Origin of the sequence: Mumia quercus (assembly GCF_025506335.1) — a bacterium.
Classification (GTDB): domain Bacteria; phylum Actinomycetota; class Actinomycetes; order Propionibacteriales; family Nocardioidaceae; genus Mumia; species Mumia quercus.
Genome location: NZ_JANZYO010000001.1, coordinates 381,415 through 406,633, shown reverse-complemented (window position 1 = coordinate 406,633; position 25,219 = coordinate 381,415). Strand labels below are relative to the sequence as shown.

At 71.4% G+C, this 25,219-nt stretch carries 27 protein-coding genes; 12 read left to right on the top strand and 15 right to left on the bottom strand.

The window, feature by feature from the left end:
• Nucleotides 1-5: 5 nt before the first annotated feature.
• On the bottom strand, nt 6-635 hold the full coding sequence (locus NYZ95_RS01935; protein ID WP_262848156.1) for a TM7S3/TM198-like domain-containing protein: 630 nt from the start codon (nt 633-635) through the stop codon (nt 6-8).
• Between the two features lie 107 nt (nt 636-742).
• On the opposite strand from NYZ95_RS01935, the gene NYZ95_RS01930 reads away from it, so the two are divergent.
• The 5 genes from NYZ95_RS01930 (at nt 743) to NYZ95_RS01910 (ending at nt 5,517) form a co-directional block, all read left to right on the top strand.
• The gene (locus NYZ95_RS01930) at nt 743-1,153 is read left to right on the top strand and encodes a phage holin family protein (RefSeq protein WP_262848154.1); all 411 of its coding nucleotides are present in this window, start codon (nt 743-745) and stop codon (nt 1,151-1,153) included.
• Nucleotides 1,143-1,403 carry a DUF3618 domain-containing protein gene (locus NYZ95_RS01925; protein ID WP_262848152.1) on the top strand — a complete coding sequence of 87 codons (261 nt, stop codon included), beginning with the start codon at nt 1,143-1,145 and terminating at the stop codon, nt 1,401-1,403. Before NYZ95_RS01930 ends, NYZ95_RS01925 begins: the two co-directional genes overlap by 11 nt.
• Before the next feature lie 54 nt (nt 1,404-1,457).
• Nucleotides 1,458-3,977 carry a D-arabinono-1,4-lactone oxidase gene (locus NYZ95_RS01920; RefSeq protein WP_262848150.1) on the top strand — a complete coding sequence of 840 codons (2,520 nt, stop codon included), beginning with the start codon at nt 1,458-1,460 and terminating at the stop codon, nt 3,975-3,977.
• Nucleotides 3,978-4,017: 40 nt separating this feature from the next.
• Entirely contained in the window at nt 4,018-5,229 is a 1,212-nt protein-coding gene (locus tag NYZ95_RS01915) for a DUF4032 domain-containing protein (RefSeq protein WP_262848149.1), read from the top strand.
• Between the two features lie 75 nt (nt 5,230-5,304).
• A complete protein-coding gene (locus tag NYZ95_RS01910) occupies nt 5,305-5,517 on the top strand; it encodes a hypothetical protein (RefSeq protein WP_262848147.1) in 213 nt (70 codons plus the stop codon).
• Nucleotides 5,518-5,526: 9 nt separating this feature from the next.
• Here the strand turns inward: NYZ95_RS01910 and NYZ95_RS01905 are convergent, their stop codons facing one another.
• The 4 genes from NYZ95_RS01905 to NYZ95_RS01890 all read right to left on the bottom strand — a co-directional run bounded on the left by NYZ95_RS01905 (nt 5,527) and on the right by NYZ95_RS01890 (nt 9,542).
• The gene (locus NYZ95_RS01905) at nt 5,527-7,179 is read right to left on the bottom strand and encodes an FAD-binding dehydrogenase (RefSeq protein ID WP_262848145.1); all 1,653 of its coding nucleotides are present in this window, start codon (nt 7,177-7,179) and stop codon (nt 5,527-5,529) included.
• Between the two features lie 137 nt (nt 7,180-7,316).
• Nucleotides 7,317-7,736, bottom strand: coding sequence for a tetratricopeptide repeat protein (locus NYZ95_RS01900; protein ID WP_262848143.1), 420 nt, complete (start codon nt 7,734-7,736; stop codon nt 7,317-7,319).
• Nucleotides 7,737-7,818: 82 nt separating this feature from the next.
• Nucleotides 7,819-8,610 (bottom strand): ABC transporter permease, encoded by a 792-nt coding sequence (locus NYZ95_RS01895; RefSeq protein WP_262848141.1) that lies wholly within the window; start codon nt 8,608-8,610, stop codon nt 7,819-7,821.
• Entirely contained in the window at nt 8,607-9,542 is a 936-nt protein-coding gene (locus NYZ95_RS01890) for an ABC transporter ATP-binding protein (protein ID WP_262848139.1), read from the bottom strand. Before NYZ95_RS01890 ends, NYZ95_RS01895 begins: the two co-directional genes overlap by 4 nt.
• Nucleotides 9,543-9,595: 53 nt before the next feature.
• Here NYZ95_RS01890 and NYZ95_RS01885 point away from each other — a divergent pair, with 53 nt between their 5' ends.
• Complete coding sequence (locus NYZ95_RS01885) at nt 9,596-10,141, top strand: hypothetical protein (RefSeq protein WP_262848137.1); 546 nt, start codon at nt 9,596-9,598, stop codon at nt 10,139-10,141.
• A 13-nt stretch (nt 10,142-10,154) separates the two neighbouring features.
• Here the strand turns inward: NYZ95_RS01885 and NYZ95_RS01880 are convergent, their stop codons facing one another.
• From NYZ95_RS01880 to cysS, 3 genes are all read right to left on the bottom strand, one after another.
• Entirely contained in the window at nt 10,155-12,698 is a 2,544-nt protein-coding gene (locus NYZ95_RS01880) for a carboxylate--amine ligase/circularly permuted type 2 ATP-grasp protein (RefSeq protein WP_262848135.1), read from the bottom strand.
• Nucleotides 12,699-12,765: 67 nt separating this feature from the next.
• A complete protein-coding gene (gene rlmB / locus NYZ95_RS01875; RefSeq protein WP_262848133.1) occupies nt 12,766-13,710 on the bottom strand; it encodes a 23S rRNA (guanosine(2251)-2'-O)-methyltransferase RlmB in 945 nt (314 codons plus the stop codon).
• The gene (gene cysS / locus NYZ95_RS01870; RefSeq protein ID WP_262848131.1) at nt 13,710-15,158 is read right to left on the bottom strand and encodes a cysteine--tRNA ligase; all 1,449 of its coding nucleotides are present in this window, start codon (nt 15,156-15,158) and stop codon (nt 13,710-13,712) included. Before cysS ends, rlmB begins: the two co-directional genes overlap by 1 nt.
• Nucleotides 15,159-15,204: 46 nt before the next feature.
• Here cysS and NYZ95_RS01865 point away from each other — a divergent pair, with 46 nt between their 5' ends.
• Genes NYZ95_RS01865 through ispF form a run of 3 tightly spaced genes read left to right on the top strand, consistent with a single transcriptional unit; the run spans nt 15,205 to nt 17,238 of the window.
• The gene (locus NYZ95_RS01865; RefSeq protein ID WP_262848129.1) at nt 15,205-16,455 is read left to right on the top strand and encodes a C39 family peptidase; all 1,251 of its coding nucleotides are present in this window, start codon (nt 15,205-15,207) and stop codon (nt 16,453-16,455) included.
• Nucleotides 16,456-16,505: 50 nt separating this feature from the next.
• A complete protein-coding gene (locus NYZ95_RS01860; protein ID WP_262848127.1) occupies nt 16,506-16,724 on the top strand; it encodes a hypothetical protein in 219 nt (72 codons plus the stop codon).
• A gap of 34 nt (nt 16,725-16,758) precedes the next feature.
• The gene (ispF, locus tag NYZ95_RS01855; protein WP_262848126.1) at nt 16,759-17,238 is read left to right on the top strand and encodes a 2-C-methyl-D-erythritol 2,4-cyclodiphosphate synthase; all 480 of its coding nucleotides are present in this window, start codon (nt 16,759-16,761) and stop codon (nt 17,236-17,238) included.
• Here ispF and nirD read toward each other — a convergent pair.
• Entirely contained in the window at nt 17,222-17,575 is a 354-nt protein-coding gene (gene nirD / locus NYZ95_RS01850) for a nitrite reductase small subunit NirD (RefSeq protein ID WP_262848124.1), read from the bottom strand. The genes ispF and nirD overlap by 17 nt on opposite strands.
• A gap of 147 nt (nt 17,576-17,722) precedes the next feature.
• Nucleotides 17,723-18,208 carry a CarD family transcriptional regulator gene (locus tag NYZ95_RS01845; protein WP_139086947.1) on the bottom strand — a complete coding sequence of 162 codons (486 nt, stop codon included), beginning with the start codon at nt 18,206-18,208 and terminating at the stop codon, nt 17,723-17,725.
• A gap of 254 nt (nt 18,209-18,462) precedes the next feature.
• Here NYZ95_RS01845 and NYZ95_RS01840 point away from each other — a divergent pair, with 254 nt between their 5' ends.
• On the top strand, nt 18,463-19,053 hold the full coding sequence (locus tag NYZ95_RS01840; RefSeq protein WP_262848120.1) for a hypothetical protein: 591 nt from the start codon (nt 18,463-18,465) through the stop codon (nt 19,051-19,053).
• 13 nt (nt 19,054-19,066) lie between these two features.
• Here NYZ95_RS01840 and NYZ95_RS01835 read toward each other — a convergent pair whose 3' ends face one another.
• The 3 genes from NYZ95_RS01835 to NYZ95_RS01825 are packed head-to-tail and all read right to left on the bottom strand — an operon-like array spanning nt 19,067 to nt 21,763.
• Nucleotides 19,067-19,861, bottom strand: coding sequence for a deoxyribonuclease IV (locus tag NYZ95_RS01835; protein WP_262848118.1), 795 nt, complete (start codon nt 19,859-19,861; stop codon nt 19,067-19,069).
• Between the two features lie 43 nt (nt 19,862-19,904).
• Entirely contained in the window at nt 19,905-20,585 is a 681-nt protein-coding gene (locus tag NYZ95_RS01830; protein WP_262848116.1) for a response regulator, read from the bottom strand.
• The gene (locus NYZ95_RS01825; protein WP_262848114.1) at nt 20,582-21,763 is read right to left on the bottom strand and encodes a sensor histidine kinase; all 1,182 of its coding nucleotides are present in this window, start codon (nt 21,761-21,763) and stop codon (nt 20,582-20,584) included. Before NYZ95_RS01825 ends, NYZ95_RS01830 begins: the two co-directional genes overlap by 4 nt.
• Before the next feature lie 132 nt (nt 21,764-21,895).
• Here NYZ95_RS01825 and phoU point away from each other — a divergent pair, with 132 nt between their 5' ends.
• The gene (gene phoU, locus NYZ95_RS01820) at nt 21,896-22,543 is read left to right on the top strand and encodes a phosphate signaling complex protein PhoU (RefSeq protein ID WP_262848112.1); all 648 of its coding nucleotides are present in this window, start codon (nt 21,896-21,898) and stop codon (nt 22,541-22,543) included.
• A gap of 25 nt (nt 22,544-22,568) precedes the next feature.
• Here the strand turns inward: phoU and NYZ95_RS01815 are convergent, their stop codons facing one another.
• Nucleotides 22,569-23,363 carry a sulfite exporter TauE/SafE family protein gene (locus NYZ95_RS01815; RefSeq protein ID WP_443677469.1) on the bottom strand — a complete coding sequence of 265 codons (795 nt, stop codon included), beginning with the start codon at nt 23,361-23,363 and terminating at the stop codon, nt 22,569-22,571.
• A gap of 18 nt (nt 23,364-23,381) precedes the next feature.
• The gene (locus NYZ95_RS01810) at nt 23,382-24,131 is read right to left on the bottom strand and encodes a phosphoglyceromutase (protein ID WP_262848110.1); all 750 of its coding nucleotides are present in this window, start codon (nt 24,129-24,131) and stop codon (nt 23,382-23,384) included.
• 80 nt (nt 24,132-24,211) lie between these two features.
• Here NYZ95_RS01810 and NYZ95_RS01805 point away from each other — a divergent pair, with 80 nt between their 5' ends.
• The gene (locus NYZ95_RS01805; RefSeq protein ID WP_262848108.1) at nt 24,212-25,213 is read left to right on the top strand and encodes an NAD-dependent epimerase/dehydratase family protein; all 1,002 of its coding nucleotides are present in this window, start codon (nt 24,212-24,214) and stop codon (nt 25,211-25,213) included.
• The last annotated feature ends 6 nt before the right edge of the window (nt 25,214-25,219 follow it).

The following is a 25,219-nucleotide window of genomic DNA, read 5'->3' as shown; positions in this document are numbered from 1 at the left end:
CCATCCTAGCCGCCGACGCTCTGGCTCGGACGCCGCGAGGTCAGCCCCAGCTGGACGACGAGCCCGACGACGAAGACCACGGCCAGCGCCCCGTACCAGAGCCATGCGGGAGTGGCGATGCTGAAGGCGCGCTCGATCTGGCGCTGGTTGATCTCGCCGACCAACAGCATCACGCCGGTGACCACGAGCGTCGCGCCGGACCAGGCGCTGACGATGACGAGCAGCAGCGCCGGCAGGGACGCGACCACGGCGATGACGACCAGCAGGCCCGCGACGACAAGACCAGACGTGACGAGCACCCAGTCCTCCTCCGCACCGAACGTGCTGGCGAGGAACCCGCCGAGCACGTACCCCATCGCGGCCACCCAGACGATGACGCCGAGCCAGTACCAGAGGTACGCGAGCAGACCCAGCACCAGCGCCCCGACGATCGCCGCCACCCAGCCCCAGAAGGTGCCGAGCAGCTCACCGCCGACCTGTCGTTGCACCAGCTCCGCGCCGAGGAAGAAGCCCACGACCGCGCCTGCCAGCGCGATCAACGCCCGCAGCGCCGACCCGCCCCAGAAGACCAGCACCGCCCCGAGGCCGAGGAGGATCAGCGCGAGGACCACGTCGTTCATACCGGCGTCGTTCATGCCATGACCCTAAGCGCCCGGCACCGCCCGCGCCCCGAACGCCTCCGTGGCGCATGGTCGCGCCGTTGCCGGGCACCGGAGCGGCAACACCGATCGGGGGAGCTTCCATGGCCGAACCACACGCGAGCTCGGACGCGTCGATCGCCGACCTCGTCCGCGACCTGTCCGAGCAGACCTCACGTCTCGTCCGCGACGAGATGCGGCTCGCCCAGGCCGAGCTCAAGCAGAAGGGCGCCCGCGCTGGCGCAGGGATCGGCGGATTCGGAGCCGCGGGCCTCGTCGCGCTGTACGGGCTGGGTGCGCTGTTCACCGCGATCATCGCGGCTCTCGCGCTCGTCATGGACGTCTGGCTGGCGGCGCTGATCGTCGCCGTCGTCCTGTTCATCATCGCCGCCGTGCTCGCCCTCGTGGGAAAGAAGCAGCTGCAGAAGGCCACCCCGGCGATGCCCGAGCACACCGTAGAGAGCGTCAAGGCGGACATCGCCGAGGTGAAGGAGGCGCGCCAGCGTGAGCACTGACCCGAACGAGATCGAGCGCGACATCGAGCGGACCCGCGAACAGCTCGGGCACACCGTCGAGGAGCTGACCGACCGGCTCGACGTGAAGAAGCAGGCGCAGCAGCGTGTGGACGAGGCCAAGCACGAGGCTCAGCAGAGGCTCGAGTACGCGAAGCAGAACGCGCGGGAGAACCCTCAGCTGCCCGCAATCATCGTGGTCGGTACGGTCGCGCTGGTCGTCTTGATGTTCTGGCGGCGCAGGCGCGGCTAGAATGGGGCCCGCGCCGGGTGTCCAAACTCACCTTCCTGGCGCATACTGAGTTTCGTGGCTATTGGACACCTGCCCAACATGGAGCGGCTCGCACGCGTGACGCGTGACCTCGAGACGCCGTACGCCGTCATCGACGGCGACACCTTCACGAACAACGCCGACGAGCTCGTACGCCGGGCCGGCCGTCTGCCCGTCCGCGTCGCCTCGAAGTCCGTACGCGTGCGCGCGCTCATCGAGCGGACGCTGGCGCGACCCGGCTTCCACGGCATCATGTCCTACAGCCTCGCGGAGTCCGTCTGGCTCGCCGACGAGGGTCACACCGATCTCCTGCTGGCCTACCCGACGGTCTCGCGCGCCGCGCTGCACGACCTCGTCGCCAAGGAGCACCGGCTCTCCTCCATCACGGTGATGGTCGACTCGCTTGCGCAGCTCGACTTCATCGACTCCGTGATCGGCGCCGACCACCCGCCCGTACGAGTCTGCATCGACGTCGACTCGTCGCTCGAGCCGTTCCGGGGTCTCCACCTCGGCGCGCGCCGCTCCCCCGTGCACTCGCCGGAGGACGCGATCGCCCTCGCCCGCGCGATCGCGTCGCGTCCCGGATTCACGTTGGCTGGCCTCATGTTCTACGACGCGCAGATCGCGGGCATGCCGGACAGCTCGCCCGCAGTCCGCCTCCTGAAGTCGCGCTCCGCCGCCGACATCGTGGCGCGACGGGCGCGCATCGTGGAGGCCGTCCGGCAGGTGACGGACCTCGAGTTCGTGAACGCCGGCGGCACCGGCAGCCTCGAGGTCATGCGCGAGGACCCGTACGTGACCGAGCTGACCGCGGGCTCCGGGCTCTTCATGCCGACGCTCTTCGACTCCTACGACGCCTTCGCCTCCCACCCGGCCGCGTTCTATGTGCTGTCGGTCGTCCGCAAGCCGGCGCCGGATATCGCCACGCTGTTCTCCGGTGGGTACGCGGCCTCGGGCGCCGCGGGCAAGAGCCGCTCCCCCAGCCCGGCCTGGCCTCCGGGTCTGTCGCTGATCGGCACCGAGGGGGCAGGCGAGGTCCAGACCCCCGTACGCGGCGGAGTCGCGCGAAGCCTGCGTGTCGGCGACCGGGTGTTCATGCGGCACGCGAAGGCCGGCGAGATGTGCGAGCGGTTCGACGCGGTCCACGTCGTGACCACCGAGGGGGGGCGACGGCGCCACCGCGTCCGTCGAGACGATCCCGACCTACCGCGGCGAGGGGAAGAACTTCGGATGACCACCTCCACCCTGTCGACCGCTGGCAGCGAGCGGTGGAGCAACTGGGGCCGCTGCGTCTCCGCGACACCTGAGCGCGTCGCCCACCCCCGTACGGTCGAGGAGGTCTCTGAGATCGTGCGCCGCGCGGCCGCGTCCGGCCAGCGGGTGAAGCCGGTCGGCGCGGGCCACTCGTTCACACCGATCGCGGTGACCGACGGCGTCCAGCTCCGCATGGAGAACCTCGCCGGCATCCAGCACGTCGACCGCGAGACCGGGCACGTCACGGTCGGGGCGGGCATGCGCCTGCACGACTTCAACCGCGCCCTCCACGCCCTCGGCCTGGCCCTCCCCAACATGGGCGACGTCGACCCGCAGACGATGTCGGGGGCCACCTCCACCGGGACGCACGGCACCGGCGCCCGCCTTCCGGGCATCGCCGGCGCGCTCGTCGGGCTCCAGCTCGTCACCGGCGACGGCTCGCTCGTCACCGTGACTCCGGACGACCCCGAGCTCTTCGGCGCGGCGCGGGTCGGGCTGGGTGCACTCGGCGTCGTCACGGCCCTCACGTTCGCGTGCGTGCCGTCGTTCCTGCTCCACGCCCGCGAGGAGCCGTGGGCGCTCGGCGACATCCTCGGGGACCTCGACTCGCTCGTCGAGGACAACGACCACGTCGAGTTCTACTGGTTCCCCCACACCGACCGCGCGCAGCTCAAGCGCAACAACCGGGTCCCCGAGGGCACGCCGCGCAAGCCGCTCTCGAAGGCGCAGTTCCTCTTCGAGGACGAGGTCATGACCAACGGCCTCTTCGAGCTGGTGTGCCGCATCGGCGCCCGTCAGCGCAGCTGGATCCCCCGCATCAACGACATCGCCGGGCGCTCACTCTCCTCACGGGAGTACACGAACTGGTCGTACGAGGTCTTCGTCTCGCCGCGCCGGGTGCGGTTCCGGGAGATGGAGTACGCGATCCCGCGCGCCGCGCTGCCGGAGGCACTGCGGGCGATCCAGGCATGGGTCGACGGGTCCGACGAGACGGTGTCGTTCCCGATCGAGGTGCGCTTCGCGGCGCCGGACGACATCTGGATGTCGACGGGATACGACCGCGCCAGTGCGTACGTGGCGGTGCACCAGTACCACCAGATCGACTACCGCCCGTACTTCGACGGCGTCGAGGCGATCTTCCAGGAGCACGAGGGCCGTCCGCACTGGGGCAAGATCCACACGCTCGACGCCGAGGTGCTGCGCACGCGCTATCCGAAGTTCGACGACTTCCGCGCCGTGCGCGACCGGCTCGACCCGCAGCGTACGTTCGCGAACCCGTACCTCGAGCGCGTCCTCGGCTAGCCCGCAGGTATTTCTGCGCGGGAGGTGCCACGCTGGGCCCATGCCCGTCCAGATCCTGTCGGCCCGGCCCCGCAGCGGGCTCGTCACTCTGCCGTGGAGCCTGCCCCTGGAGGAGTGGCCCGAGGAGCTCGACGTGTCGCTGCCGCGAGGCATCCACCGGCACGTGGTGCGGTTCGTCCGCGTCGACGGTGCGGTGCTCGTGGTCAAGGAGACCAACGAGCGCTTCGCGCGCCGGGAGTACGTGCTCCTGCGGCAGCTGCGACGCCTCGACCTGCCTGCGGTGGAGCCGGTCGCCGTCGTCACCGGCCGCCGCGGGCGCGACGGCACCGAGCTGGCGTCCGCGCTCGTCACCGCGCACCTCCCGCGCTCGCTCCCGTACCGGTCGCTGTTCGAGCACCCGCTGTCCGACAACACGCTCGAGGGCGTGATCGACGCGATGGTCGTGCTCCTGGTCCGGCTGCACGTCGACGGGTTCTTCTGGGGCGACTGCTCGCTCTCGAACACGCTGTTCCGGCGCAGCGCGGACGAGTTCGCCGCCTACCTCGTCGACGCCGAGACGGGGGCCCTGCACGACACCCTGTCCGAGGGCCAGCGCGGCGAAGACCTCGACCTCGTCCGTACGAACGTCTTCGGCGAGCTCCTCGACCTCCAGGGCGCCGGGCTGCTCGACCCCGCCATCGAGCCCCTCTCTCTGGTCGACCGCGTGGTCGAGCGGTACACCGAGCTGTGGGACGCGCTGACCGGTGTCGAGGAGTTCAGCGTCGACGAGATGTGGCGGATCGAGCAGCGGATCGAGCAGCTCAACGACCTCGGCTTCGACGTGGACGAGCTCGACATCGTGACCGACCTCGACGGCGACGGCGTGCGGATCCAGCCGAAGGTCGTCGAGCCCGACCACCACGCGCGTCGCCTGCAAGGGCTCACCGGGCTCGACCTCGAAGAGGCGCAGGCGCGGCGGCTCCTCAACGACCTCGACGCCTTCACAGGTGCGCACCAGCTGCAGAACGAGGACACGATGGTCGTCGCGCACCGCTGGCTCACGCAGGTGTGGGAGCCGCTGACGCGGATGATCCCCGTGGAGTACCGCGACGTCGTCGAGCCGGCGCAGTTCTTCCACGACGTGCTCATCCACCGGCGCGACCTTTCGGAGCAGGCCGGGCAGGAGGTCGACATCTTCGCCGCCGCGGAGGACTACGTCCGTACGCGGCTGCCGCACCAGGTCAGCACGCTGCGGGCCGCGACCAGCAGCTGACCGCCGCGTCCGCGCTATGAAGCGCCCGCCAGCGGGTACCTCGTGGGAGTCCCCTCACCGACGAAGGAGAAGCCGATGGCACGCCCTGACAGCCCTGACCGCGAGAGCCACCGACCGACGGTGGAGGACGTCGATCCGTCCGTCCTCGCAGTCAACTCGACTCCGGACGAGGTCCGGATGCACGGCAACCCCGACGAGACCGAGGTCGTGCAGCGGGGCGACGGCGCCGTCGGACCTGCTGACGCCGTCACCGACATCCCCGAGGACGCCGAGTCGCCGGACGCCTGACCCGGCTCGTCAGGCGAGGTCGCGGGCGACGGCTCGACCGGCGGTGCGTCCGGAGAAGAGGCACCCGCCGAGGAACGTGCCCTCGAGCGCGCGGTAGCCGTGGACGCCGCCGCCGCCGAACCCCGCGACCTCGCCCGCGGCGTACAGGCCCGAGAAGCGTGACCCGTCCGCCTTCAGCACCGCCGCGTCGAGGTCCGTCTCGAGCCCGCCGAGCGTCTTGCGGGTGATCACCCGCAGGCGCACCGCGATGAGCGGGCCGGCCTTGGGGTCGAGGATGCGGTGCGGCGACGCCGTACGGATGAGCTTGTCACCTCGGTACGACCGGGCGCCGCGCAGCGCGACGACCTGCATGTCCTTGCTGAAGGGGTTGTCGATCTCCCGGTCGCGCGCCTCGATCTGCGTCCGCAGGGCGTCGACGTCCAGCGGCGCCTCGGGAGTCAGCTTGTTCATCCCCTCGACGAGCTCGTCGAGCGTGTCCGCGACGACGAAGTCCTCGCCGTGCTGCTTGAACGCCTCGACCGGCCCCGGTGCACCCGGGCGCACCCGCGACAGCAGCTGGCGCACGTCCTTGCCGGTGAGGTCGGGGTTCTGCTCCGACCCGGAGAGCGCGAACTCCTTCTCGATGATCTTCTGCGTGAGCACGAACCAGCTGTGGTCGTGCCCGGTTGTCCGCAGGTGCTCCAGCGTCCCGAGCGTGTCGAAACCCGGCCACAGCGGCCCCGGCAGCCGGTTGCCGCGTGCGTCGAACCACAGCGACGACGGCCCCGGGAGGATGCGGATGCCGTGGCCGGGCCAGATCGGGTCCCAGTTCTTGATGCCCTCGACGTAGTGCCAGCCGCGATCGGGGTTGATCATGTGCGCGCCGGACTCGATCGCGATCTGCTGCATGCGCCCGTCGACGTACGCGGGGACGCCCGTGAGCATGTCCTCCGGGGGCGTGCCGAGCCGGTCGGCCGGCCACGTCTGACGGACGAGGTCGTGGTTGCCGCCGATGCCGCCGGACGTCACGATCACCGCCTGGGCGGACAGGGCGAAGTCGCCGTCGACGTCACGGTTCGACGCCACTCCCCGCGGGGCGTGGTCGGGCACGAGCACCGAGCCGGTCACGCCCGTCACGGTGCCGTCGGTCACCGTGAGCCCGTCGACGCGGTGACGGAACCTGAAGGTGACGAGCCCCTTGGCCACGCCCTCGCGCACCCGCCGCTCGAACGGTTCCACCACCCCGGGCCCGGTCCCCCACGTGATGTGGAAGCGCGGCACGGAGTTGCCGGGGCCGACCGCGCCGTACCCGCCGCGCTCGGCCCATCCCACGATCGGGAAGATCTTCAGGCCCTGCTCGCGCAGCCACGCGCGCTTCTCGCCCGCGGCGAACTCCACGTACGCCTCGGCCCACCGGCGCGGCCACGCGTCCTCGGGCCGGTCGAACCCCGCGTTGCCCATCCAGTCCTGCAGCGCGAGGTCGTACGAGTCCTTGATGCCCATGCGCCGCTGCTCGGGGCTGTCGACGAGGAACAGCCCGCCGAACGACCAGAACGCCTGCCCGCCGAGGTTGGCCTCGGACTCCTGGTCGACGAGCACGACCTTCTTGCCGGCGTCCACGAGCTCGGCGGTGGCGACCAGGCCGGCGAGCCCGGCTCCGACGACGATCACATCAGCATCCATGGCGGCCATGCTCCCCGTACGGGTGCCGGTGAGGCAACGCGGGGGCCGCCCCGTCCCCGATTCGGGCGGTTCCCCACCGAATCCCGCCCCGATTCGGTGGATTGGTGCCCAAATCGGGGACGGGACGGGGCGTCAGGTCAGGCCGGGGACTCCTCGGCCGGGAGCAGGCGCGGGCGCCGGTCCTGGTCGGGATCGAGGACGGAGGCCATGCGGTGGAAGACCGCACCCTCACGGTGCCGCGACTGCCGGTCGAGCGTGAGGCCGAGCGCGACGTGCGCCCACCCGCTCGTCGGCTCCAGCTCGATCAGGCGACGGAACGCCTTCTCGGCGGGCTCGAGCAGCGCAGCGGCGAAGTACGCACGGCCCAGGAGCTCCCAGGCCGCCGCGTGGTTCGGCTCCTCCTCGACGACGCCCGTCAGCATGCGGACGGCGTCTCGCGGATGCCGGTTCGCCACCATCTCTTCCGCGCGCCGGAAGCGGTCGTACAGCGACATCTCGGCGATCATCGCGTCGTTGAAGATCGGCTTCAGGATCAGGGGACGGAAGTCCTCGGTCATGCGGGCGCACCTCCTCGGTGGCTGGGTTCACCGCCCTCAACGACGGTGGACCCGCGCTCATTCCCGACGGTACGGCAGCGGCTCAGGTGATGTCGCGACGCAGCGTGGTCCAGCGGCCGATGACAGCGAAGAGCAGCCCGTACGCGAGGAACACGAGCGCACCCGGCACCCGTCCGAGCAGCTCGCCCATGCCCAGCGAGGCGTACGTGCCCGCCCCGACCAGCGCTTCCGACGCCGCGATCGGGAGGAACCGCGCGACACCCTCGAGGGCGTCGACGCTCACCAGCGCGAGGCGCAGGATCGGCTCGACGAACTGCGTGAACGCGAGCACCACGACGATCGCGGCAACCTGGTTCGGGATGAGCGAGCCGACGCCCACGCCGACGAACGCCCACAGGGCGATCGCGACCACCGAGAGCAGCACCGGGACCAGCACGTCACCGTCGGAGAGGAAGGCTCCCTCGCCGCGCCAGGCGAGGATCGGCGCCCCGCCGGCGACGCTGGCGAGCGTGCCGACGACACCGAAGGCGAGACCGATGACCACGGCTGCCACGAGCTTCGCGCCGAGGAAGACGTTGCGGCGCGGATCGGCGAGCAGCGACGGCGTGATCGTCTGGTAGCGGAACTCCGCCGTCATCGACATCGCGCCGGCCAGCAGCGGGAAGACGTAACCGAGCCCGTTGCCGAGCGTGTAGACGGTCAGCGCGGCGTCGACGCCGCCGACCGCGGGACCGCCGCCTGCCGGTTCCAAGGTCATCGAGAACGCCATGACGACGCCGAGGAACGCCATGTAGGCGGCCATGACGATCAGCAGGATCCACCACAGTCGGGTGGAGGTCCACTTGCGGAACTCCGAGATCAGCGCCGCCTTCACGCGGCCACCTCCTGGGTCGCGTCGCCGACGTGCGCGACGTTCTGGGTCTGGCCGGTCAGCTGCAGGAACACGTCCTCGAGCTCGACCTCCTGCTGCGTCAACGCGTGCAGCTCGACGCCCGCGGCGAACGCCGCCGCGCCCACCTGGGCGGCCGCCACGTCCGACACACGGAACCCGTGCACGCCGTCGCGCGACGCCACCTCGTACGTCCAGCCCTGCGCGTCGAGCACCGCCTTCAGCGCCTCGCCGGTCGGGGACACGACCTCCACGTGACGGCTCGCCTGCGCCGCGAGGTCGCCCAGCGGTGACGCGTGGACGAGGCGGCCCTGGGCGATGATGACGACGTCGTCGACGGTCTGCTGGACCTCCGACAGCACGTGGCTCGAGACGAGCACCGTACGGCCCTGGCCGGCGAAGAAGCGCAGCAGCTCGCGAAGCCAGCGGATGCCGCCGGGGTCGAGGCCGTTGGCCGGCTCATCGAGGATCAGCACCGGCGGGTCGCCGAGCAGCGTGGTCGCCAGCGCGAGGCGCTGACGCATGCCGAGGGAGTACCCGCCGACACGGCGCTTCGCGGCGTCCGCCAGCCCGACCATGTCGAGCAGCTCGCGGCAGCGCTGGTCGGACACTCCGACCTGCGGCGCGAACACGCGCAGGTGGTCGAGCCCGGTACGGCCGGGGTGGAAGCTCGCGGCCTCGAGCGCGGCGCCGACGACACGAGCCGGCTGCGGGATCGCCGCGTACTCCTTGCCCCCGATCGTCGCCTGCCCCGATGTCGGGGAGACGAGCCCGAGGAGCATCCGGAGCGTCGTCGTCTTCCCTGCGCCGTTGGGGCCGAGGAATCCGGTGACGACACCGGGGCGTACGTCGAAGCTGAGGTCGTCGACGGCACGGACCGAGCCGAAGGTCTTGGTGAGGTTCTGGACGGAGATCATCCTGGCTCACGCTATCGAACGACGTGAGCCTGCCGGTCACTAGCCTTTCGCGCATGACTCACCAGGTCGATCCCCCCGACACGACCCGCTCGACCACCACCCAGGAACGCGACACCGCCATCCCGTACGAGGCCTCGTACTCGCCGTACCCGGTCGCCTCGTCGAACGGCTCGTCCGTCGGCCGGCACTTCGCGAGCCTGCTTCTCGGCCTGCTGCTCCCACCCGTCGCGCTCGTGCTGTTCGACTGGGGCCTGGCGCGCTACTGGTTCGACGTCCAGCGCCTCAATGCCGTCTCCGACAGCGCCCTCTGGCCGTACGGGGTGGTGGCCCTGGGTGCCGCGCTGCTCCTCGTCGTCGCGGCCGCGGGGCGCCTGTCGTGGATCGGCCCCGCGCTGGCGGGCCTCCTCTACGGAGTCGCGCCGACCCTCGCCATCGTCCTCGCCCGGGACGAGGTGCTGAGGGCCGGCGCCGAGCTCCGCGACAACCTGTACGCCCAGGCGGTCGTCAATGCGCCGTTCTACGGGTTCCTCCTGTACCCGACGATCGCTGCCCTGCTCCTCGGGACCGCGATCGCGTCGGCCCGCCGCCGCTCACGCTGAGCGGCGCCGAGCATCACTCGGTGATGATCCAGGTGTCCTTGGCCCCGCCGCCCTGAGAGCTGTTGACGATCAGGCTGCCGGGTCCGGCGACGCGCGTGAGCCCGACGGGGATCGCGCGGGTCTGACCGGGCTCGGTGCCCGTCACGTGGACGAACACGCGGAGGTCGATGTGCCGCGGCTCGAGACGCCCGTCGGAGACGGTCGGGTGCGAGCTCAGTGCGACGGTCTCCTGCGCGACCCAGTTGCCCTGGTCCTTCGCGATCTCCTTGCGGCGCCGCGCGATCTCACCCTCGGAGGCCAGCGGTCCGACGAGCACGCCGTGGCCGCCGTACCCGTCGACCGGCTTGGTGACCAGCTCGTCGACACGGTCGAGGACGATGTTGCGCTCCGTGTCGTCGTCCGTGCGGTACGTCGGCACGGGCTCGAGCAGCGGACGCTCGTCGAGGTAGTAGCTGATGAGCGCGGGGACAACCCGGTAGATCGCCTTGTCGTCGCCGACACCGTTGCCGGGGCCGTTGGCGAGGACCACGCACCCCTCGGCGGCCACGTCGATGATCTCCGGCCCGAGCGGACGTCCGTCCTCGGTGCGCAGCTCCTCGAGCTCCTCGTCGAGACGGACGTAGATCCCGTCGACGACCCGGTCGCCGTCAACGAGGCGGACGCGGCCGTCACGCACCACGAGGTCCTCGCTCGTCGCCAGGACGAGTCCGCCGTCGGCGGCGAGGCGCTGGTGCTCGTACCACGCGATGCTCGACGGCCCGTCCGCGAGCAGTACGAGCGCGCCTTCCTCGTCCACGCCGACACCGGCACGCTGCGCGCACGCGCGCAGCGTCTGCCCGACCATCGGCAACCACTCGTGCGGGTCGACCAGGCCGTCGGGGCGCGCCATGTCGGGGACGACCGTGTCGAGCATCTCGCGCGCCGCGGTGGCGTACGCCAGACCGCTGGGGTTGCGCAGGTTGTCCTCCAGGACACGCCACTCGCCGCGCTCGTCGCGGACGAGGTCGAACCCCATGATCGGGGCACGCACCGCCGACCGCGGGAGCCGCCGCCCGTCCTCGCGCCACCCCGGGCAGGCGGCGAGGTCAGGCTCGGAGACCACGCCGTCCGCGACGACCCGGCCCTCGCCGTAGACGTCTTCGAGGAACGCCTCCAGGGCACGGGCACGCTGCTCGAGCCCCTCGCTGAGCATCTGCCACTCGTGCGCGTTGACGATGCGCGGGAGCAGGTCCACCTCGAAGCGCTGCGACTCGCCGTCGAGCAGGACGGTGAGTCCCTCGTCGTCCGACCAGGTGTCGCGCTTCTCCTCGAGCGCGCGCAGCTCGTCGCGACTGCGCTCGCGGACGTACGAGATGACGTCGCTGTAGACCGGACGGGGACGCGACGCGAGGCCGATCGCCTCGTCGCCGGCACGCGCCGGGTACGACCGCAGGGCACGCTCCTCGGGCGGAAGGCCGGCGGGCGGGCCCTCCGTCTCGGCGACGACCTGGTCCATCACGTCGTCGAGCGAGCCGCTCTCGGCGAACACCGCGCGCTGACGGTCGGCGGACGTGCCGTGCGCGAGGGTCCGCTCGGCGAGCTCGGCCACCTCGTCGTAGTCGCCGAGCTCCTCGAGGGCCGGGCGCAGACGCTCGAGGAGCGAGCGCACCACCTTCGGCGCCGGGACGCGCTCCGCGTGGGTCTCCGGGTCGAGCAGCGCGCCCGCGAGTCCCGCACGGGCGGCCTGCCAGGTGGCAGCTCGCTGGAGGGGCGCGGCGAGGGGGGTGAACGGCACACCACGCTCGATGTCGAGCTCGGCGGAACGCACCATCGCGCGGAAGAGGCCCGCGACGAGGATGGCGTCGTCGATCACCGGGCACGCGTCCGCGACGCGGAGCTCCAACGTGGGGGCGTGCGACGAGGGGCGGACGTCGAAGTACGCCATCTTCGCGTCGGCGATGACCCCGCTCTGGACCAGGTCCTGGATCATGGCGTCGTACTCCTTGGCCGACGCCAGCGGCGGGAGCGCGCCCGTCGTGGGCCAGCGCTGCCAGAGCAGGGTCCGGATGCTGGCGTAGCCGGTGTCCTGACCGTTCCAGTACGGCGAGCTCGCCGAGAGCGCGAGCAGCGTGGGCAGGTCGCGACCGATGCGCTGCGCGATGTCGATCGCCAGGTCGCGGTCGGACACGCCGACGTGGATCTGCGTGCCGCAGATCAGCTGCTCGTCGACGAGGAGCCGATACTTCTGCTGCATCCGGCCGAAGCGGCCGGTCGCGGTCAGCTCGAAGTCCTCGTCGTACGACGAGTTCGGGGCGGTGCCGACGGCAGCGATCCCGATGCCCTCGGCCTCTGCGACCGTGACCAGCTGCTTGCGGAGGCTGACGAGCTCCTCGCGGAGCTCAGCCAAGCCGGTCACCACGCTCGTGTTGGTCTCCACCGTCGTGCGCTGGAGCTCGGCGGAGAAGCTCTCCTCCGGCAGCTTTGACAGCAGCTGCGGCGCCGACGCCGACAGCGTCCGTCCCTCGCGGTCGACGAGGTGAAGCTCTTCTTCTGCACCCAGGGTCAGCTCAGCAGTCATCCCGTTACCGTACGGGTTGACCAAGTCACCCTCTACGGGACCACTTTTCGGGTTTTAAACCTGTCTTTCAGGCCTCAGTGCGCCTCTGGTCGATCGCGTACAGCGCGATCCCGGCGGCGACACCCGCGTTGAGCGACTCCAGCGACGAGGCCATCGGGATCGAGACGAGCACGTCGCAGGTCTCGGCGACCAGGCGCGACAGCCCCTTGCCCTCGCTCCCGACGACGAGCACGAGCGGCCCGTCCGCAAGGTCCAGGTCGGGGAGCGAGACCTCTCCGTCGGCGGCGAGGCCGGCGATCATCAGGCCCTCGTCGGCGTACGCCTTGAGCTGGCGCGTCAGGTTCGTCGCACGGGCGACAGGGACGCGGGCGGCCGCACCCGCCGACGTCTTCCAGGCCGACGCGGTCATCCCGGCGGCGCGGCGCTCGGGGATCACGACGCCGTGGGCGCCGAACCCCGACGCGCTGCGGATGATGGCGCCAAGGTTGCGCGGGTCGGTGACGCTGTCGACGACCACGATCAGCGGGGTCTCCCCCGCCTCTCGTGCCGCGGCGAGCAGGTCGTCCGGGTGGGCGTACTCGTACGGCGGCAGCTTGGCCGCGACCCCCTGGTGGACGGCCCGGTCGGTGAAGCGGTCGAGCTCGGCCTTGGTCGCCTCGAGGATCGAGAGCCTGCGATCGACGGCGATCGCGAGGATCTCGCGGACGCGGTCGTCGCGATCGATGCCTTCGGCGATGTAGAGCGTCGAGACGGGGACGTCGGCCCGCAGCACCTCCAGGACGGAGTTGCGCCCGGCGGCCCACTCGGACTCGTCGCCGCGCTTGCGGGGCGCCTGCGGGCGGCGCTTCTCGGCCGCCTTCGCCATCTTGTACTTCTTGTGGTTCGGGCGCTCCTCGGCCTTGGGGGTCGGCCCCTTGCCCTCCAGCCCGCGCTTGCGGTGACCCCCCGTGCCGACGGCGGGTCCCTTCCTGCTCTTGTTGATCGCGCCGCGGCGCTGGCTGTTGCCGGCCATCAGCTCTCCTGCCTCTCAGTCCCGCCGACGGACCAGCGTGGTCCCGCGGGTGTGTCCTCGACCTCGACGCCGGCTGCCTTGAGCTGGTCACGCACCCGGTCGGCGGTCGCGAAGTCCTTGTCTGCCCGCGCCTGGGCACGCTGCTCCAGCAGCGCGTCCACGAGCGTGCCGAGCGCGGCGCGCTCGGCGGAGCCGCCCTCACCGGCACCGGCCCAGTGCGGCGCGTACGGGTCGAGCCCCAGCACGTCAAGCATGCGCCGTACGGCCGAGAGCGTGCTCACCAGGGCGTACTTCTGCTCCTCGCCGGCCGCGAGCTGCTTGTTGCCGTCGCGGACGAGCTCCTGCACCTGCGCCAGGGCTGTCGGGATCGCGAGGTCGTCGTCCATGGCCGCCGCGAAGCCCGGCGTCACCCCGCCACCGAGCTCGGCGAGGTCCGTGCTGGCGCCCGTGGCCTCGGTCGCCCGGCGGACGAACCCCTCGATCCGCTGGTACGTCGTGGCGGCGTCGGTCAGCGCCTCTTCGGAGTAGTCGATGACCGAGCGGTAGTGCGCCGCCACGAGGTAGTAGCGCACGTCCACGGGCCGGAACCGCTTGACGACCTCGCTCACGAGCAGCGAGTTGCCGACGGACTTGCTCATCTTCTCGCCGCCGATGCGCACCATCTGGTTGTGCATCCACAGCCGCGCGAACGGCATGCCCGCCGCGGTGGCCTGCGCGAGCTCGTTCTCGTGGTGCGGGAAGCGCAGGTCGATGCCGCCGCCGTGGATGTCGAACTCCGACCCGAGGTACTTCGTGGCCATCGCCGAGCACTCGATGTGCCAGCCGGGGCGGCCACGGCCCCATGGCGAGGGCCACGACGCCGTCTCCGGCTCCCCCTCCTTGTGCCCCTTCCACAGGGCGAAGTCGCGCGGGTCGCGCTTGCCGCGCGGGTCGGCGTCCTCGGCGTCGCGCATGTCGTCGATGCGCTGGCGCGAGAGCTCGCCGTAGTCCGGCCACGACCGCACATCGAAGTAGACGTCACCGGAGCCGTCCGGCGCCGCGTACGCGTGGCCGCGGGCGATCAGCGTCTCCACGAGCTCGATGATCTCCGGGACGTGCCCGGTGGCGCGCGGCTCGTACGTCGGCGGGAGGCAGCCGAGCACGTCGTACGCGGCGTGCAGCGCCCGCTCGTTCTCGTACGCGACCGACCACCACGGCCGGTCCTGCTCGGCGCCCTTGGCGAGGATCTTGTCCTCGATGTCGGTGACGTTGGCGACCAGCGTCACCTCGTAGCCCTCGTGCATCAGCCAGCGGCGCAGCACGTCGAAGACCACCTCCTTGCGGATGTGGCCGAGGTGCGGCGGACCCTGGACGGTGAGCCCGCAGTGGTAGATGCCGACCTGTCCGTCGACGAGGGGCACGAAGTCGCGGGTCTGCGTCGTCGCAGAGTCGTAGAGGCGCAGGGTCACGCTGACAAGGGTAGTGGCAGGCGCGGAACCGGCTTAGCATCGACGGATGCTGATCACATCGGGGGGATTCGTCCGAAAGGGCCTGGTTCTGCTGTGCGCCGGTGGCGCGGTCACCGCGGCGACGCTGACCGCACCCGCGCACGCGGCGACCGCACGCGTCGCGTCGGCACGGTGGTCGTCGACCGCTGAGCTTCAGGCCGGCGCGGAGGCAGGGACGACGGTCAGCGCAGGAACGATCCGGTTCGGCCGGGCGACCGGCGCCACGCGGATCGGTGGCCGGGTGTACGAGACCGCGCGCTGGACGTCGCCGTGGCGCGCGACCGGCTTCGGCGCCGACGAGGTCGTCCCGTCCTGGAACGCGCGGACGCCGGGCCGCTCGGCGGTCGTGGTCGCGGTCCGGGTCCGTACGACCGCGGGCCGTACGGGCAGCTGGGACACCGTCGCGCGGTGGGCCGAGCGCGACTCGACCCACAAGCGCCGCTCCGGCTCCGCCCAGACCGACGACGTCGCCAAGGTCGTCACCGACGTCGTCCGCGCCAACGGCGGTCACCGGATCGGCGCCTGGCAGGTGCGCGTCACCCTGCTGCGCGCAAAGGGTGCAGGCTCCGCACCGCGCGTCCTGTCGGTCGGCGCCGTGGCGTCGCGCGCGGCGAAGGCCAGCCGCCCGGTGTCCGCGACCACGATGACCCGCACGGTCGAGCTGCCGGTACGCCGCTACTCGCAGATGCTGCACCGTGGCCAGTACCGCCAGTACGGCGGAGGCGGCGCCGCCTGGTGCTCGCCGACCGCGACCACGATGGTACTGCGCAGCCTCGGCAAGGGCCCGACGAAGGCGCAGTACGCGTGGGTCCGCAAGGGCCTCAAGCAGCGCTACGTCGTCCACGGGGCCCGCAGGACGTACGACTACCGCTACCGCGGCACCGGCAACTGGGCCTTCAACACCGCGTACGCGGGCACGCGAGGCACCGACGCGTTCGTCACCCGGCTGACCTCGCTGCGCGACGCCGAGGCGATCGTGAAAGCGGGGATCCCGCTCGTGGTGTCGATCCGCTTCGGCCGCGGCGGCCTCACGGGGGCACCGATCAGCTCGACCGCCGGTCACCTGGTCGTGATCCGGGGGTTCACCGCGACCGGCGCCGTGATCGTCAACGACCCGGCAGCGGCCAGGCCGTCCACGGTGCGGCGCGTCTACCGGCGCGACCAGCTCGAACGGGCCTGGATCCGCGGCAGCGGCGGCACCGCGTACGTGATCCGTACGGGCAAGGCGCTGCCGTCCTTGCCGGGCCACGCCTGGTGACCGGCCCAGCGCCTAGGCATGTCACCGGCGATGCTGGGTAACCACCAGGCATGACTGACAACGACAGGCTCACCGCCATCCAGACCGTCGTCGACCGCGTCACCTCCTGGCAGGACGGCGCCACCGAGGGCACGGTCGAGGAGGAGCTGCGCCGAGGCCTCGACGAGGTCGGGGTCGAGCTCGGCGACGACGACGTCCGCCGCCTCGCCGACGTCATCCAGGACCGCCACGGCACCGTCTCGGCCGCGGAGGTGCTCTCCGGCAGCTGACCGGTCGTCCGCGCGGGTCCGGCATGATGGCCCGGTGAGCATCCCGCGTACCGGAATCGGCACCGACGTGCACGCGTACGAGGCCGGGCGGCCGATGTGGTGCGCGGGCCTGCACTGGCCCGACGAGCCTGCCGGCCTGGCCGGCCACTCCGACGCCGACGTCGTCGCCCACGCCGCCTGCGACGCCCTGCTGTCCGCGGCCGGGCTCGGCGACCTCGGCAGCAACTACGGCACCGCCGACCCCGAGTGGTCCGGCGCGTCCGGTGTCGCGTTCCTGCGCGAGACCGCGCGCCGGGTCCGCGAGGCGGGCTTCGAGATCGGGAACGTGGCTGTGCAGCTGATCGGCAACCGGCCGAAGGTCGGCACGCGACGTGCCGAGGCGGAGCAGGTCCTGTCCGAGGCGGTCGGCGCTCCCGTCACCGTCTCGGGCACCACCACCGACGGGCTCGGCCTGACCGGCCGAGGCGAGGGCGCCGCCGCGCTCGCGACCGCGCTGGTCATGCCCGCGTCGTGACGCAGACCTCGACGAACCCGTTGACGACCCGGACCGGATAGGTCGGGACGCGCGTCATCGGGTCGTCGACGCACTGCCCGGTCTCGAGGTCGAACAGCTCGCGCCCGGCCGGCGCGGCCAGCAGCGTCTGCCCGTCGCGCTGCACCACCAGCCCCCGCGCCATGGTCTGGGTGCCCGCGTACGGATCACGGTTGCCGATGGCGTGGAGACTCCGCTCCCCGGTCTTGAACAGGGCCACCTGCTTGCCCCGGACCAGCGCGGAGACGCCGATGCCGACGACCAGCTCCCCGGCGTCACACACCTTGACCCAGGTCGCCACCCCGCTCGACGTCGCCATGCCGTGACGCTAGGCACTGCGGATTTCGTGAGGATTACGTCACGCAACACCGCGGAAAACAAACCCCGTACACGCGACGGAGCCGCCCCGTCAGGAACGGGAGCGGCTCCGTCGTAACGATGTGGCGCGTGGCCCCACACCCCGGGCTCAGGACGCGAGCACCTCGTCGAGCAGCGTCTCGGCCTTGTCCTCGTTGGTGTTCTCAGCCAGCGCGAGCTCGGAGACGAGGATCTGGCGTGCCTTCGCCAGCATCCGCTTCTCGCCCGCAGAGAGCCCCCGGTCACGCTCGCGGCGCCACAGGTCGCGCACAACCTCGGCGACCTTCATGACGTCGCCGGAGTGGAGCTTCTCGAGGTTTGCCTTGTAGCGACGGGACCAGTTGGTCGGCTCCTCCGCGTGCTCCGCCCGAAGCACACCGAAGACCCGGTCCAGTCCGTCCTTGTCCACCACGTCGCGCACACCGACCAGGTCGAGGTTGCACGCCGGCACCCGTACGACGAGATCGTTCTGGGCGACGATGCGGAGCACGAGGTACTGGCGCTCCTCGCCCTTGATCGTCCGGACTTCGATGTCCTCGATGACCGCCGCACCGTGATTGGGGTAGACAACCGTTTCGCCAACAGTGAAAGTCATATGTCCATAGCCCTTTCTTAGGTGACTAGGGTAACACGGGCTCCCAACGCCGCCAGGATCGTTTATGCAGGTCAGAGGCCGGATCGTGACTTGACAAAGCAGGATTCCAGTGGCAGGCGCACGCGCGTGGGCGTACCCTCCGCGGACCTCGTCGCACGCCTCGGAGCACCCGAAGATAGGCTGTGCAGGGCCGTGTCGTGCATGCGACGCGCCATGCTCCTACCGCTGTGCTCCCTCACGAAAGGGTCGGGTCTGTGCACACTCGCTCCCGCCGCGCTCTCGTCGCCGTCGTCGCCGCGGGCCTCGCCCTCGTCCTCGCCGGGTGCGGCACCGGATTCAACGCCCAGACCAGCGCCGTCTACCAGGCGGCGATCGGCACCAACAACCGTTCGACGGACGTCGAGGTGCTGAACGCGCTCTTCGTGAAGAACGAGGACGGCTCGGCGACGCTCTCCGCAGGCCTCGTCAACCAGGCCCTGCAGACCGACCGCCTCGTCACCGTCGACGCTGCGACGCTCGCCGGCACGCCGGTCGAGGTCACCTTCGAGGGCCCGTTCTCCACGCCCGCGCGTCGCCTCGCCCACCTCGGCACCAAGCCGCAGGTCGTGATCGCGGGTGACGAGCTCTTCGCCGGGCAGTTCCTCAACATCGTGATGAGCTTCGTCAACGCCGGCGACGTCGAGATGCAGGTCCCGATCGTGACCCGCACGTCGATGTACGACTCCGTCGCGACCCCGGCGCCGGCCGAGGCGACCGACGCCGAGGAGCAGGCCGACGAGGAGCAGCTGGAGGAGGAGGGCCTCCCGCAGCCCACCGAGACCACCGAAGCGCCCGAGGGCAACTGAGCCAGGCCCTCCCTCAGCCGAGCTGCTCGCGCAGCCAGCTGATGTCGTCGCCGGTCTTGTCGTCGGCGTGCGTCTCGATGATGACCGGCGCACCGGCCTGACGGACGACCTCGACGAGCAGCTCCGGCGGGATCTTCCCCTCGGTGAGGTGGGCGTGACGGTCGGCCCCTGAGTCGAACGCGTCCCTGCTGTTGTTGCAGTGGACGAGGTCGATCCGGCCCGTGACAGAACGGATCCGGTCGACGATCCCGTCGAGCTCGATGCCGCCGGCCCACGCGTGGCAGGTGTCGAGGCAGAACCCCCAGGAGTCACCTGCGCCGCCGGCCTGGATCGCCTCCCACGTACGGGCGATCCGGTCGAAGCGCCGCGCCATCGAGTAGTCGCCGCCAGCGGTGTTCTCGAGGAGGATCGGCACCTTCGCGTCGATCGCCTCTACCGCCTTGCGCCAGTTGTCGAACCCCTTGTCGAGGTCGGCCTCGGAGTCGACGTACCCGCCGTGCAGGATCACGCCCTTGGCACCGATCGCGGCGGCACCGTCCACGGCGTTCTGGACGAGCTTGCGGCTGGGGATGCGGACACGGTTGTTGAGGCTCGCCACGTTGAGCAGGTAGGGCGCGTGGACGTACAGCGGGACGTCCTTGGTCTCGGAGTCGGCACGCAGCGCGTCGGCACCACCGGCGTACTCGTACTTCGGCCACTTCCAGCTCTGTGGGTTGCCCAGGAACATCTGGACCACGTCCGCGCCGACGCGCGCGGCGTCGTCGAAGGGGTGCTCCTGGTCGACGTGGGTCCCGATCCGGGTCGTCATGCGCTCAACCTCATACGGTCAGCCTAGGACCTGGCGCGGACAGCTAGGCCTCGTACTTGTAGCCGAGCCCTCGTACGGTCACCAAGGTGGCAGGCCGCGACGGGTCGGGCTCGACCTTGGCCCGAAGCCGCTTCACGTGAACGTCCAAGGTCTTGGTGTCGCCCACGTAGTCCGAGCCCCACACGCGGTCGATGAGCTGGCCGCGGGTCAGCACCCGGCCGACGTTGCGCAAGAAGAGCTCCAGCAGCTCGAACTCCTTCAGCGGCAGGCGCACCTCCTCGCCGTCGACGGTGACCACGTGCCGGTCGACGTCCATGCGGACCCGCCCGACCTCGAGCGCCGTGTCGTCCCCGACGCCGGAGTCGCCTCCGCGGCGCAGCACCGCCCGGATCCGGGCGACCAGCTCGCGCGGGCTGTACGGCTTGGTGACGTAGTCGTCGGCACCGAGCTCGAGGCCCACGACCTTGTCGACCTCCGAGTCCTTCGCGCTCACCATGATCACGGGCACGGAGGAGGAGGCCCGGAGCTTGCGGCAGACCTCCGTCCCGCTGATCCCCGGAAGCATGAGGTCGAGGAGCACGATGTCGGCGCCGCTGCGGTCGAACTCCTCGAGCGCGGCGTGGCCGTCGGTCGCGATCGCCACCTCGAAGCCCTCCTTGCGCAAGACGTACGAGAGGGCGTCGAGGTAGCTCTCCTCGTCCTCGACGACGAGCACACGGGTCACGGTCGGACCTCCTGGATCGGGGCGGTCTGGGGACGAGCACGGAGCTCGTCGTGCTCGCGGGTACGAGCGGCTGCAGGCAGCACGAGGGTGAACGACGAGCCCTCTCCGGGCTCGCTCCAGACCTCGACCTGCCCGGCATGGCTGGCGGCGACGTGCTTGACGATCGAGAGACCCAGGCCGGTGCCGCCGGTGCTGCGCGCCCGCGCGGGGTCGACCCGGTAGAAGCGCTCGAAGATCCGCTCCAGCTCGGCCTCGGCGATGCCGACGCCCTGGTCCCGGACGGTGATCCTGACCTCGTCCCCCTCCGCGGCGGCTTCGATCGTGACGCGGGTCCCGCTCTCGGAGTACGCGACGGCGTTCTCGACGAGGTTGTTGACGGCCTGGAGCAGCTGCTCGCCGTCGCCCAGGACGAACAGCTCGTCGTCGCAGCGTGTCGTCACCTCGATCCCCCGCGCCTCGGCGTCGACGGCGTTGCGCTCGGCCGCGGTCTCGATCATCGCCGCGACGTCGACCTCGTACGGGTCGTCGACCAGGGCGTCACCCTGCAACCGCGAGAGCTCGATGATCTGCTGGACGAGGCGGGTCAGGCGTGCACCCTCGCGTTTCATGCGGCCGCTGAAGCGGACGACCGCCTCCGGGTCGTCACGTGCCTCGGCCACCGCCTCGGCGAGCAGGTTGAGGGCGCCCACCGGGGTCTTGAGCTCGTGGCTGACGTTGGCGACGAAGTCGCGACGGATCATCTCGACGCGACGCTCGGTGGTCCGGTCCTCGACGAGCACCAGGACGAGCCGCGACGTCAACGGGGCGACCCGTACGAGCACGTGCCGCTGCCCTCCTCGTCCCAGATCGAGGGTGAGCTCCTCCTCGCGCACCTGCCCGTCCCGGCGGACGAGGCGGACCAGGTCGCGCAGCAGCGCGCTCTCGAGGCGGGTGTCCTGGAGGAGGCCCATCGCGTGCGCGGGAGCCGACGCCTTCACGACCCGGTCGGCGGCGTCGACGATGACGACCGACGAGCGCAGCACGGCGAGGACGTCGTCGGCTCCGGGCGGCACCTCGGGCTCCGGACGCTCGGGGACGTCCTCGTGCTGGCGCTCGCTGTAGCGCCACGCCCACACCACCCCGACCCCGAGCAGCAGGCCGACCGCGGTGCCGAACGCGAACGCGATGTTCGGATCCACGTCTCGATCGTACGCACCTGGCCCCGGCGGAGCCGCCTTCGCGGACGCCGGGGCGAGCGGGGTTCGGCGAGAGTTCATCCCCCGTTCACCGCAGGTCGGGAGGGGTTCACCCGGCGGTTCTAGGTTCGGGGCATGCGCGACTTCTACGATGACCGGCTCGATGCCCTGGACGCCGACCTGGTGGCGATGACGACCGCGGTGCGGGTGTCCCTCGCCCGGGCGTCGACGGCGCTCCTGGACGGAGACCTCGGTGCTGCCGAGACCGTCATCAGCGGCGACGCGGTCATCGACGCGGCCCGGGAGTCCTGCGAGAACGACGCGATCTCGCTGCTCGCGACCCAGCAGCCGGTCGCGACGGACCTCCGCCGAGTCGTCGCGGGCCTGCGTATCGCCGGCGACCTCGAGCGCATCGGCGACCTCGCCGTGCACGTCGCCAAGCTCGCCCGGATGCGGATGCCGGAGGTCGCCGTCCCGCCGTCGGCCCGCCCGATCATCACCGAGATGGGCCGCGTGGCCGAAGGCATGCTGGAGTCGGTCGCGATCGTCCTGGGCACCCACGACCTCGACGCGGCCGCGGCGCTGCTGTCGGCCGACGACGAAATGGACGGGCTCTATCGCCGGATGTTCCGCGACCTCCTCGACGGCGAGTGGGACGGCGGGGTCGAGGCGGCGGTCGACGTCGCGCTGCTGGCGCGCTACTACGAGCGCACCGGCGACCACGCCGTCTCGATCGCGCGCCGCGTCGTCTACCAGGTCACTGGCGAGGTCCCGCAGGCCTGACCCGGCCCGTCCGTCGGGGAGGGGGTCAGCGCATGCCGAGGATGTTGACGAGGGCGACGATGCCGAGCGCCACGATGCACGCCCGCAGGAGCAGGGGCGGGAGCCGTCGCCCCACCCCAGCGCCGATCACGCCACCGACGAGCGACCCGGCGGCGACGAGCGCGATGGCGGTCCAGTCGAGCGGGTGCGTCCCGCCTCCCCACGTCGCGACGACGATGTACGTCGTGGCCGACACGACGTTGACGCCGAGGACGAGCACGTTCTTCAGGGCGTTCATCCGCTGGAGCGCGAGAGGCACCAGCAGACCCAGCGCTCCGATCAGCAAGATCCCCTGTGCCGCCGCGAAGTAGCCGCCGTAGATCCCGCACAGGAACACCGTCGCCATCGCCACCACCATGCGGCCCGCGCTCATCGTGTCGAGGGTGACGGCGTCCGCACCGGCGGCCTCCCTGCGTGTCTGGAGCCACCTCTGCAGCGGCGGCTGCACCACGACGAGCACCAGCGCGAGGACCAGCAGCACGGGGACGACGGCGATGAAGGCGTCCTCCGGCAGGTGCAGCAGCAGGTACGCGCCGACGAGCGACCCGAGCAGCGAGGCGGGGAGCAGCCTCGTGAGGAGGAACCCCTGGCCGGCGAGCTCACGTCGGTAGCCGAAAGAGCCGGTGACGTTGCCGGGCACCAGCCCGACCGCGTTGCTCATCGTCGCCGTCACCGGCGGCACACCGAACGCGACGAGGGTCGGGAACGTGATCAGCGTTCCCGACCCGACGACGGTGTTGATGACGCCGGCGCCGACCCCCGCCAGGAGGACCAGCGCCATCTCGACGACGGACAGGAGTCAGCGCCCCTGGTTCGCGACGGCCTCCGCAGCGGCCCGAGCGGCCTCGGGGTCGAGGTAGCGCCCGCCGGGTGACAGCGGACGCATGTCCTCGTCGAGCTCGTACAGAAGCGGCATGCCCGTGGGAATGTTGAGCCCCACGACAGCCTCCTCGGACATCCCGTCGAGGTGCTTCACGAGCGCCCGCAGGGAGTTGCCGTGCGCGGCCACCAGCACCGTACGGCCGAGACGCAGGTCGGGGACGATCGCGTCGTACCAGTACGGCAGCGCGCGGTCGAGTACGTTCGCGAGCGCCTCCGTACGGGGCCGCACCTCCGGCGGCAGGTCGGCGTACCGGACGTCGTAGAACTGGCTGTACTCGGCGTCGGCGGGCAGCGGCGGCGGCGGGACGTCGTACGAGCGACGCCACTGCATGAACTGCTCCTCGCCGAACTCCTCGAGGGTCGCCTTCTTGTCCTTGCCCTGGAGCGCGCCGTAGTGGCGCTCGTTGAGGCGCCACGAGCGGCGGACGGGGATCCAGTGACGGTCGATGCCGTCCAGCGCGATCTGTGCCGTACGGATCGCCCGGCGCAGCAGCGAGGTGTGGACCACGTCCGGCAGCAGCCCTGCCTCGGCGAGCAGCGGCGCAGCGGCCCGCGCCTCGGCCTCACCCTTCTCGGTCAGGTCGACGTCGACCCAGCCGGTGAAGAGGTTCTTCTGGTTCCACTCGCTCTCGCCGTGGCGCAGCAGGATCAAGGAGTACGGGCTCATGCGCCTCAGCCTAGCGACGGTTGCTCTGCGCACAGCAGAAGACCTTGCAGGCGAGACGGCCGTACGCCGAGGGTGGGTGCATGAGGCTTCTGGTGCTCGGAGGGACCCATCACGTCGGTCGTGCCGCGGTCGAGGCGGCGCTCGCGCGCGGCGACGAAGTGACCACGCTGACCCGCGGGAAGAGCGGGCCGCCGGCCGGCGGGGTGGAGGCCCGGTACGCCGACCGCCGCGACCCTGGCGCCCTCGAGGCCGCGCTCGGGGACGACACCTGGGACGCAGTCCTCGACACGTGGTCCCAGGAGCCCGCGGTCGTACGGGCGGGGGCGCGGCTGCTCGCCGACCGTGTGGGGCACTACGGGTACGTGTCGAGCCGGTCGGTGTACGCATGGCCGTTGGTCCCGGGCGCCGACGAGTCCGCGGCCGTCGTCGACGGTGATCCGGACAGCGAGGACGCCGGCGACTACGCGGCGGCCAAGCGGGGCGCCGAGCTTGCGCTCCTCGACAGCTTCGGCGACCGCGTGCTCCTCGCCCGCGCCGGACTTGTCATCGGCCCCTACGAGCAGGTCGGGCGGCTGCCGTGGTGGCTGGAGCGGATCGCCCGCGGCGGGGAGGTCGTCGCTCCGGGGCCGCCGGACCGGCCGTTGCAGTACGTCGACGGGCGCGACCTCGCCGCCTGGATGCTCGACTGCGCGCGGTCGGCCACGGGAGGCGTCTTCGACGCGGTCAGCCTGCCGGGCCACACGACCACGGAGGCGCTGCTGCGCGCCTGCGTCGCCGCGACCGGCGCCGACGCGTCCCTCGTCTGGGTGCCGCCGGAGGCGCTCGCCGACGAGGGTGTCACCGGATGGGTGGACCTGCCGATCTGGGTCCCCCCGACGGGCGACCTCGCCGGACTGCACGAGAGCGACACCCGCGCCGCGTACGAGGCCGGTCTGCGGTGCCGCCCGGTCGAGGAGACCGTCGCGGACACCTGGGCCTGGCTGCAGGCGGAGGGACAGCCGACGTCGGCGTTTCCGGAACGGCAGCCGGGCGGCCTCGACGCCGCGACCGAGCAACGGATCCTCGCCCGCGCACGTGGCTGAGGGGCC

Coding starts and splice junctions, on each gene's coding strand:
- NYZ95_RS01815 (WP_443677469.1), bottom strand. CDS start 23,363: ATGGCGCTGGTCCTCCTGGCGGGGGTCGGCGCCGGCGTCATCAACACC.
- NYZ95_RS01890 (WP_262848139.1), bottom strand. CDS start 9,542: ATGATCTCCGTCCAGAACCTCACCAAGACCTTCGGCTCGGTCCGTGCC.
- NYZ95_RS01860 (WP_262848127.1), top strand. CDS start 16,506: ATGACTGACAACGACAGGCTCACCGCCATCCAGACCGTCGTCGACCGC.
- NYZ95_RS01835 (WP_262848118.1), bottom strand. CDS start 19,861: ATGACGACCCGGATCGGGACCCACGTCGACCAGGAGCACCCCTTCGAC.
- NYZ95_RS01915 (WP_262848149.1), top strand. CDS start 4,018: ATGCCCGTCCAGATCCTGTCGGCCCGGCCCCGCAGCGGGCTCGTCACT.
- NYZ95_RS01910 (WP_262848147.1), top strand. CDS start 5,305: ATGGCACGCCCTGACAGCCCTGACCGCGAGAGCCACCGACCGACGGTG.
- NYZ95_RS01900 (WP_262848143.1), bottom strand. CDS start 7,736: ATGACCGAGGACTTCCGTCCCCTGATCCTGAAGCCGATCTTCAACGAC.
- NYZ95_RS01845 (WP_139086947.1), bottom strand. CDS start 18,208: ATGACTTTCACTGTTGGCGAAACGGTTGTCTACCCCAATCACGGTGCG.
- nirD (WP_262848124.1), bottom strand. CDS start 17,575: ATGGCGACGTCGAGCGGGGTGGCGACCTGGGTCAAGGTGTGTGACGCC.
- NYZ95_RS01880 (WP_262848135.1), bottom strand. CDS start 12,698: ATGACTGCTGAGCTGACCCTGGGTGCAGAAGAAGAGCTTCACCTCGTC.
- NYZ95_RS01865 (WP_262848129.1), top strand. CDS start 15,205: ATGCTGATCACATCGGGGGGATTCGTCCGAAAGGGCCTGGTTCTGCTG.
- NYZ95_RS01885 (WP_262848137.1), top strand. CDS start 9,596: ATGACTCACCAGGTCGATCCCCCCGACACGACCCGCTCGACCACCACC.
- NYZ95_RS01935 (WP_262848156.1), bottom strand. CDS start 635: ATGAACGACGCCGGTATGAACGACGTGGTCCTCGCGCTGATCCTCCTC.
- rlmB (WP_262848133.1), bottom strand. CDS start 13,710: ATGGCCGGCAACAGCCAGCGCCGCGGCGCGATCAACAAGAGCAGGAAG.
- NYZ95_RS01905 (WP_262848145.1), bottom strand. CDS start 7,179: ATGGATGCTGATGTGATCGTCGTCGGAGCCGGGCTCGCCGGCCTGGTC.
- phoU (WP_262848112.1), top strand. CDS start 21,896: ATGCGCGACTTCTACGATGACCGGCTCGATGCCCTGGACGCCGACCTG.
- NYZ95_RS01805 (WP_262848108.1), top strand. CDS start 24,212: ATGAGGCTTCTGGTGCTCGGAGGGACCCATCACGTCGGTCGTGCCGCG.
- NYZ95_RS01930 (WP_262848154.1), top strand. CDS start 743: ATGGCCGAACCACACGCGAGCTCGGACGCGTCGATCGCCGACCTCGTC.
- NYZ95_RS01810 (WP_262848110.1), bottom strand. CDS start 24,131: ATGAGCCCGTACTCCTTGATCCTGCTGCGCCACGGCGAGAGCGAGTGG.